At 60.9% G+C, this 6,896-nt stretch carries 10 protein-coding genes; 9 read left to right on the top strand and 1 reads right to left on the bottom strand.

What is annotated here, in order from left to right; translation table 11 throughout:
- Window positions 1-9: 9 nt before the first annotated feature.
- From N4A58_RS12205 to N4A58_RS12240, 8 genes are read left to right on the top strand one after another with little or no spacing between them, the layout of a single operon-like run.
- Window positions 10-759 carry a pyridoxine 5'-phosphate synthase gene (locus N4A58_RS12205; protein ID WP_293709962.1) on the top strand — a complete coding sequence of 250 codons (750 nt, stop codon included), beginning with the start codon at window positions 10-12 and terminating at the stop codon, window positions 757-759.
- The gene (locus N4A58_RS12210; protein WP_293709964.1) at window positions 756-1,376 is read left to right on the top strand and encodes a LysE family translocator; all 621 of its coding nucleotides are present in this window, start codon (window positions 756-758) and stop codon (window positions 1,374-1,376) included. The genes N4A58_RS12205 and N4A58_RS12210 overlap by 4 nt, the downstream gene beginning before the upstream one ends.
- Window positions 1,373-1,792 (top strand): holo-ACP synthase, encoded by a 420-nt coding sequence (gene acpS, locus N4A58_RS12215; protein ID WP_293709966.1) that lies wholly within the window; start codon window positions 1,373-1,375, stop codon window positions 1,790-1,792. The genes N4A58_RS12210 and acpS overlap by 4 nt, the downstream gene beginning before the upstream one ends.
- Window positions 1,793-1,845: 53 nt before the next feature.
- Window positions 1,846-2,682 carry a signal peptidase I gene (lepB, locus tag N4A58_RS12220; RefSeq protein WP_293709984.1) on the top strand — a complete coding sequence of 279 codons (837 nt, stop codon included), beginning with the start codon at window positions 1,846-1,848 and terminating at the stop codon, window positions 2,680-2,682.
- Window positions 2,679-3,368, top strand: a complete 690-nt coding sequence (gene rnc / locus N4A58_RS12225; RefSeq protein WP_293709968.1) for a ribonuclease III — start codon at window positions 2,679-2,681, stop codon at window positions 3,366-3,368. Before lepB ends, rnc begins: the two co-directional genes overlap by 4 nt.
- Before the next feature lie 26 nt (window positions 3,369-3,394).
- On the top strand, window positions 3,395-4,228 hold the full coding sequence (locus N4A58_RS12230) for a DMT family transporter (protein ID WP_293709970.1): 834 nt from the start codon (window positions 3,395-3,397) through the stop codon (window positions 4,226-4,228).
- 32 nt (window positions 4,229-4,260) lie between these two features.
- Window positions 4,261-5,166, top strand: coding sequence for a GTPase Era (gene era / locus N4A58_RS12235; protein ID WP_293709972.1), 906 nt, complete (start codon window positions 4,261-4,263; stop codon window positions 5,164-5,166).
- Complete coding sequence (locus N4A58_RS12240) at window positions 5,166-5,492, top strand: DUF1491 family protein (protein ID WP_293709974.1); 327 nt, start codon at window positions 5,166-5,168, stop codon at window positions 5,490-5,492. The genes era and N4A58_RS12240 overlap by 1 nt, the downstream gene beginning before the upstream one ends.
- Here N4A58_RS12240 and N4A58_RS12245 read toward each other — a convergent pair.
- The gene (locus N4A58_RS12245; protein ID WP_293709976.1) at window positions 5,465-6,070 is read right to left on the bottom strand and encodes a Pr6Pr family membrane protein; all 606 of its coding nucleotides are present in this window, start codon (window positions 6,068-6,070) and stop codon (window positions 5,465-5,467) included. The two genes, N4A58_RS12240 and N4A58_RS12245, sit on opposite strands and share 28 nt — an antisense overlap.
- Window positions 6,071-6,178: 108 nt before the next feature.
- Between N4A58_RS12245 and recO the strand changes: the two genes are divergently transcribed.
- The coding region (recO, locus tag N4A58_RS12250) for a DNA repair protein RecO (RefSeq protein ID WP_293709978.1) at window positions 6,179-6,896 on the top strand (718 nt) is incomplete at its 3' end.

Here is a 6,896-nt window from a genome sequence, read left to right on the forward strand (position 1 = left end):
GGGGCACATATGCAACCGCTCGGCAAACTCCGTCTCGGAGTGAATATCGACCACGTCGCCACTGTCCGGAACGCACGCGGAGGCACTGTTCCTGATCCGTTGCGCGCAGCCAAAATGGCCGAAGAGGCGGGCGCGGACGGCATCACCGCCCACCTGCGCGAGGACCGTCGCCACATCAGCGACGCCGATATCGACGGGTTGATGGACGTTCTGTCCGTGCCACTGAATTTCGAGATGGCCGCGACCGACGAGATGCAGAAAATTGCCCTGCGTCACAAGCCCCACGCGGTCTGTATTGTGCCGGAAAAGCGAGAAGAACGGACCACCGAAGGCGGTCTGGAAGTCGCCCGCGAAGAAAACCGCTTGGCCCATTTTATCGCGCCCCTGCGCGAAGCTGGCTGCCGCGTGTCGATCTTTATCGCCGCCGACAAACGCCAGATTGAGGCCGCCCACCGTATTGGCGCACAGGTCATCGAGATCCACACCGGTGCCTATTGCGACGCCCATGCCGAAGGCCGGTTCGAGGATCGTGACCGCGAGCTTGAGTCGATCACCGAAATGGCTGATTTCGCCCACGGGCTGGGGCTCGAAGTCCACGCTGGACACGGTCTGACTTATGACACTGTGCAGCCCATCGCAGCCCTGCCGCAGATGATGGAACTGAACATCGGCCACTTCCTAATCGGCGAGGCGATTTTCCGCGGCATCGTGCCGTCGATCCAAGAAATGCGCCGTCTGATGGACGAGGCGCGGGCATGACGCCCACCCAACTTGTACTATTCGTCATGGGGTGGATGCTGATGGTCGGCTCGCCCGGGCCGGCGTCTTTGGGGGTGATGGGAACCGCCATGCGCTCTGGCAGGCCGCATGCGATGCTGTTCGCGTCCGGCATTCTGACAGGCAGTCTGTTTTGGTCGACCGCCGCCATTCTGGGCATGGGGGCCGTTATGCAGACGCAAGTCTGGATGTTCACAGTGATGCGGTACCTTGGTGCGGCGTACCTGCTGTTTCTCGCTTTTAAATCCTTGCGCTCTGCGATGAAGAAGGATGTGGAGATTAAGGCGGACATCGCGGACGGGTCCTTTGACAAAGTCTATCTCAAGGGACTTCTGATCCACCTGACCAACCCCAAGGCCGTGCTGGCTTGGGGATCGGTTTTCGCGCTGACTCTGCCGCCTGCGGCACCGATGTCCGACCTGTTTCGCCTCCAAGCAATCCTGATGGGCGCGTCGACGTCTGTCATGGTCGCCTACGCACTGCTCTTTTCCAGCGCTGCTGCAATTCGCGTCTACGAACGGGCGCGCCGCTGGTTCGAATTGACCTTTGCGGCGCTCTTTGGCGCGGCCAGCCTGAAAATCCTGACGGTCAGCCCATGATCCTTGGGATTGGCAGCGACCTTGCGAATATCGAACGCATTTCCGGAACGCTGGACCGCTTTGGCGACCGCTTTCGTAATCGCGTCTTCACCGAGGAGGAGCAGGCAAAAGCCAGCCGTCGCAAGGACGAAGCAGGCACTTATGCTAAGCGCTGGGCGGCCAAAGAGGCGTGTTCCAAGGCGCTTGGCACCGGCCTCGCCATGGGCATCAGTTGGAAGGACATGGCCGTCAGCAATCTGCGCAGTGGCCAACCCGTGATGCACCTAACCGGATGGGCCGCGGAAAGGTTGGCGCAGATGACGCCCGATGGTCACGAGGCCATCGTTCACGTGACTTTGACCGATGATCACCCTTGGGCGCAGGCCTTTGTGGTGATCGAGGCGCGCCCGATTGCCCCCGCATCGCTTGACACCTGACGCCTTGGCCCCCATGAAACATGCATCAACCCGCCGCCGAGAGTGATATATTTATGGCCGCCAAGTCCGAAGCCGGAAACGCTATTATCGAGACCATCAAGACGGTCGTTTACGCTATTCTGATCGCTGGTGTGTTCCGCACCTTCTTCTTCCAGCCGTTCTGGATCCCGTCGGGCTCGATGAAGGACACGCTGCTGATTGGCGATTTCCTCTTCGTAAACAAAATGGCCTACGGCTATTCATATGCGTCCTGCCCGACCGTGCGTATTCCCCGTCTGGGCATCAACATCGACGCCGAGGATTTCTGCGGCTTCCTCAAGGGCGACAACGAGCGCATCTTGGGCGGTGAACCCCAGCGCGGCGACGTTGTTGTGTTCCGACACCCTGTGAGCGGCGCGGACTTTATCAAGCGTCTCATTGGTTTGCCCGGTGATGAAATCCAGATGGTCGACAGCGTGCTGCACATCAACGGCAAAGCGGTTGAACTCGAAGACGCAGGCCAGTTCGAAGAAATCTTCAAGGCCCAAGGCCCCGAGCGTCTGTATCCTCGTTGTGAAAACGGCCCCGTTGGCGAAGGTGCGCTCTGCACCAAGTCGCGGATGACCGAAACGCTGCCCAATGGCGTGTCGCACGACGTCCTGAACATCACCCGTCAGGCGTCCGACCAGACCCCGATCTACACCGTTCCCGAAGGCCACTACTTCTTTATGGGCGACAATCGCGACAACTCGACTGACAGCCGCGTGCCCCAGTCGATCGGCGGCGTGGGCTATGTGCCCTACGAAAATATCGTTGGCCGCGCGGATCGCATCATGTTCTCGTCTGCTGGTCGGTCCATGCTGTTCTTCTGGACCTGGCGCGGCGACCGTTTCTTCAAGAGGATCGAGTGAAACTCTCTGCCGACATGAAAGCATTCGAAGAGCGTTTGGGGCACCGGTTCGGGCGCCCCGAATTGCTTTTGCGTGCCCTGACACACCCTTCGATGTCCTCGCCAACGCGCGAGGATAACCAGCGTCTCGAATTCCTCGGGGATCGGGTGCTGGGTCTGGTGATGGCCGAAGCGCTGCTCAAGGCGGACCGCAATGCGGCCGAGGGCCTGTTGGCCCCGCGTTTCAACGCTTTGGTCCGCAAAGAGGCCTGCGCCGACATCGCCCGCGAGATTGCGCTGGGGGATGTGCTGAAACTCGGCCGGTCCGAGATGATGTCCGGTGGCCGCCGCAAGCAGGCCTTGCTGGGTGACGCAATGGAGGCGGTGATCGCCGCCGTGTACCGTGATGCCGGTTTCGAAGTGGCTCGTGATGTCGTCCTGAAACTCTGGGGCAAGCGAGTCGAAACGGTCGAGGCAGATGCCCGCGATCCCAAGACGGCACTGCAGGAATGGGCACAGGCTCGTGGCCAGCAGCCTCCGCGCTATCAGGAAGTGAGCCGCGATGGCCCGCCGCACCAGCCGACCTTCACCATGTCTGTGACACTGGAAAGCGGCGAGACGGCCAAAGCCACCGCCGGCGCCAAGCGCACAGCCGAACAGACTGCGGCCAAGACCCTGCTCGACCAGCTCGAAAGCGGCGCCGCGTGAGTCCCAACGCGAGGGGCAGCCTCTATATGGCTGCCGCGATGGGGGCGTTCTCTGTCGAAGACGCGTTTTTCAAGCGCGCCACGCAGGATATCGCGACCAGCCAAGCGCTTATGATGTTCGGGGCGATGGGTCTTGCCGTATTCGCCCTGCTGTCCCTGCGCCGCAAAGAGCCGATCTGGCATCCCCAGCTTTTCTCGACCGCGCTGATCTTGCGGTCTGTGTCCGAACTGATCGGGCGTCTGTTTTTTGCTCTGGCTTTGGCGCTGACCCCACTGACCAGCGCGAGTGCGATCCTTCAGGCCGCGCCGCTGGTCGTGGTGATCGGGGCCGTGGTTTTTTTTGGTGAACGGGTGGGCTGGCGACGCTGGCTCGCGATCGGCCTTGGGCTGGTCGGTGTGCTGCTGATCATCCGCCCGACCCCTCAGCTCTTTGAGCTGACCTCAGTCTTTGCCGTCCTCGCGACATTGGGCTTTGCGGGTCGCGATCTGGCCACCCGCGCCAGCCCCGCCACCATGTCGACCGAGCAACTGGGTAGCCTTGGTTTTGCGATCCTTGTCATTGCGGGCGTGCTGCTGTCATTTATCATGGGCGAGAGCCTGACGACCCCGACGCTGCTGTCGGTCGGTGCGACCATGGGGGCGACTGCTGCCGGTGTGCTGGCCTATAGCGCCCTGACGCTAGCCATGAGGACGGGCGAAATCAGCATCGTGACCCCGTTCCGCTACACTCGCCAGCTCTTTGCGATCATCCTCGGGTTTGCCGTGTTCGGAGAGTGGCCCGATCTGCTGACGTGGGCGGGGATCGGTGTTATTATCCTCAGCGGGCTTTACACGGCCCGCGCAGGGCGGCAAGACCGCTGAATTCCAGACAGACCAGAATCGAAAAGAGATCCATGACAACACGTGCAGGCTTTGTCGCCTTGATCGGCGAACCCAACGCAGGAAAATCCACTCTGCTGAACCGCATGGTGGGCGCGAAGGTGTCGATCGTGACCCACAAGGTGCAGACCACCCGTGCCCGCATTCGCGGCGTCGCGCTGGAGGGGGATTGCCAGATCGTGTTCGTCGATACCCCCGGTCTGTTCAAACCCCGGCGCCGTCTGGACCGCGCGATGGTCGCGGCGGCTTGGGGCGGTGCGGCTGACGCCGATCTGGTCGTCATGCTGATCGAAGCGCACCGCGGCATCACCGAGGGCGTCGAGCGCATCCTCGAAGGTCTTGGCGATGTGTCCAAAGGCCGTCGCGTCGTGCTGGCGATTAACAAGATCGACCGCGTACAAAGCGACGTGCTGCTGGCGATCACCAAAGAGATGAATGAGCGCTTCCCCTTCGACGAGACCTTCATGATCTCGGCCGAAAAGGGCTACGGCGTCACCGATCTGCGCAAGTGGCTGGCGGGCGAGTTGCCCGAGGGCCCTTGGCTCTACCCCGAGGATCAGATTGCGGACCTGCCCATGCGCATGATCGCGGCTGAAATGACCCGCGAAAAGCTGACCCTGCGCCTGCATCAGGAACTGCCCTACCAGCTGACGGTCGAAACCGAGCACTGGGAAGAGCGCAAGGACGGCAGTGCCCGTGTCGATCAGATCATCTATGTCAGCCGTGACGGTCACAAAGGCATCATCCTTGGCAACAAAGGCGAGACGATCAAAGCGATCTCTAAGCTTGCCCGCGAAGAACTGACCGAATTCTTGGGTCGCAAGGTGCACTTGTTCCTGCAGGTCAAAGTCCGCGAGAAATGGCTGGACGAGGCCGAGCGCTACAGCGAAATGGGCCTTGATTTCAAAGACGGCAAGTAATGGCGCGTCTCACCTCTGACTTTTGGGTGCATGCCTATCTGGCGCGCCTGCGGCTGGCCGACATCCCCGCCTACGTAATCGCCCATGGCGACGACACGGCGGGGGCGGTGCTGGTCAAACTGGCGACACTGGACGGGCAGGCGCAGGCCTTTCACCGGACCTATGATCTGATGTCAGGCGAGCGGGTTTGGGCCACACTGGCCTCCGGCCCCGAGTTCGAGGTGGACGAAGCCATCCGCCGTCAGCAATCCTTTGACCCCGACATTTGGGTGATCGAGGTCGAAGATCGACAAGGTCGTCATTTGCTGGACGAAGAGGGTCTCTGAACCCGCGCGATTCCCAAGAGAACGAAGCCAAAAATCAAAAAGCCTGCTGCGACGATGCTCATTTCGCGCAGCAGACCAATGGGCCCGAGTTCTGGCAGGTTGAGGAAGTAGTAGGGATACTTGCCGTCAAGCGTTCCGCGCCAAATTCCGTAGGCGGCATAGATCAGCGGCCAGATCACCCACCATAGCGGGTTTGGCCACCCCAATCCTTGTTTTGGCGCATAGATCAGCCACCACAGAAAAACGAGCGCGGGTGCAACAGTGTGGAGCCCGTGGTTCGCCACCTCTCCCAGTAGGCCTTCGGGCACGTGGGTGGACGACAAAAGGGCGTGGTAAACAATGCCGACGAGTAGAATTTGCAGGGTTATCGCACCGGCCCAATGCGCCGTGAACTGGGGCCGCATGATGAATACAGCCGCAACCACAAGATTGGTTAGAATCGTGTAATAGCGCAGCATGTTCCACCACACTGACAGCAGCGTTGCCTCGGGGCCATCGGCGATCAAATTAACGTAACTCTGCAGAACAAGGCTGATCGCCGCCACAGCGCCAATAACCCACATCAAACGGTGTTCCAACGTCGCAGTCCCCCTTTGCCTGCACTCTGAGGTCCCACAACCTCTATAGGCAAGCGGAGCCCTGCGTCACCCCCTTGCAACCGCGGAGCCGCAGCCCATAGTTGCCAAATGGAATGGAGAGACCAAGGCATCCTGCTGTCGACCCGCAAGCACGGGGAAACATCAGCCATCATCGAAGTGTTCACCCAAGATCACGGCCGCCACGCAGGTGTCGTGCGCGGTGGTGTATCGCGCAAGATCGCCCCAATCCTTCAGCCTGGCAACCAAGTCGACGTGACTTGGCGCGCACGGGTTGAGGATCAGCTTGGCACATTTTCAGTCGAGCCCATTCGTTCGCGGAGCGCGGCGCTGGCTGATCGCGTTGCGCTCGCAGGGCTCAACGCGACAACGGCACTGCTGCGTTTCGCGCTCCCTGAACGCGAAGCGCACCACCCGCTCTACATCCGCTCCGTCACACTTATGGACTTGCTAGCGCACCCTGCCGCCTTTCCCCTCGCCTACCTGCGCTGGGAACTCGAGTTGCTCGAGGAACTTGGCTTTGGGCTCGACCTCTCCCGCTGCGCCGTAACCGGCGACATGGATGATCTGGCCTACGTCTCCCCTCGATCAGGCCGTGCCGTCAGCTCCGAAGGAGCTGGCAAATGGGCCCCCAAGCTTCTGCCGCTTCCCCAATGCCTTCTTGGCCAAGGTCCAGTCACCGACCTAGAGATCCTCGATGGCTTCCGTCTCACAGGCTACTTCCTCGAACACCACCTCGCAAAATCCTTTGGCGACAAACCTCTCCCCGAATCCCGTGCCCGTTTCCTAGACCTGCTGAAACGCCAAA

Origin of the sequence: Donghicola sp. (assembly GCF_025210255.1) — a bacterium.
In the GTDB taxonomy this organism is placed as follows: domain Bacteria; phylum Pseudomonadota; class Alphaproteobacteria; order Rhodobacterales; family Rhodobacteraceae; genus Donghicola; species Donghicola eburneus.

What these genes read in the sequence shown, in the direction of transcription:
- acpS (WP_293709966.1), top strand. Translation starts at nt 1,373, where the DNA reads ATGATCCTTGGGATTGGCAGCGACCTTGCGAATATCGAACGCATTTCC.
- N4A58_RS12210 (WP_293709964.1), top strand. Translation starts at nt 756, where the DNA reads ATGACGCCCACCCAACTTGTACTATTCGTCATGGGGTGGATGCTGATG.
- N4A58_RS12240 (WP_293709974.1), top strand. Translation starts at nt 5,166, where the DNA reads ATGGCGCGTCTCACCTCTGACTTTTGGGTGCATGCCTATCTGGCGCGC.
- era (WP_293709972.1), top strand. Translation starts at nt 4,261, where the DNA reads ATGACAACACGTGCAGGCTTTGTCGCCTTGATCGGCGAACCCAACGCA.
- N4A58_RS12205 (WP_293709962.1), top strand. Translation starts at nt 10, where the DNA reads ATGCAACCGCTCGGCAAACTCCGTCTCGGAGTGAATATCGACCACGTC.
- N4A58_RS12230 (WP_293709970.1), top strand. Translation starts at nt 3,395, where the DNA reads ATGGCTGCCGCGATGGGGGCGTTCTCTGTCGAAGACGCGTTTTTCAAG.
- lepB (WP_293709984.1), top strand. Translation starts at nt 1,846, where the DNA reads ATGGCCGCCAAGTCCGAAGCCGGAAACGCTATTATCGAGACCATCAAG.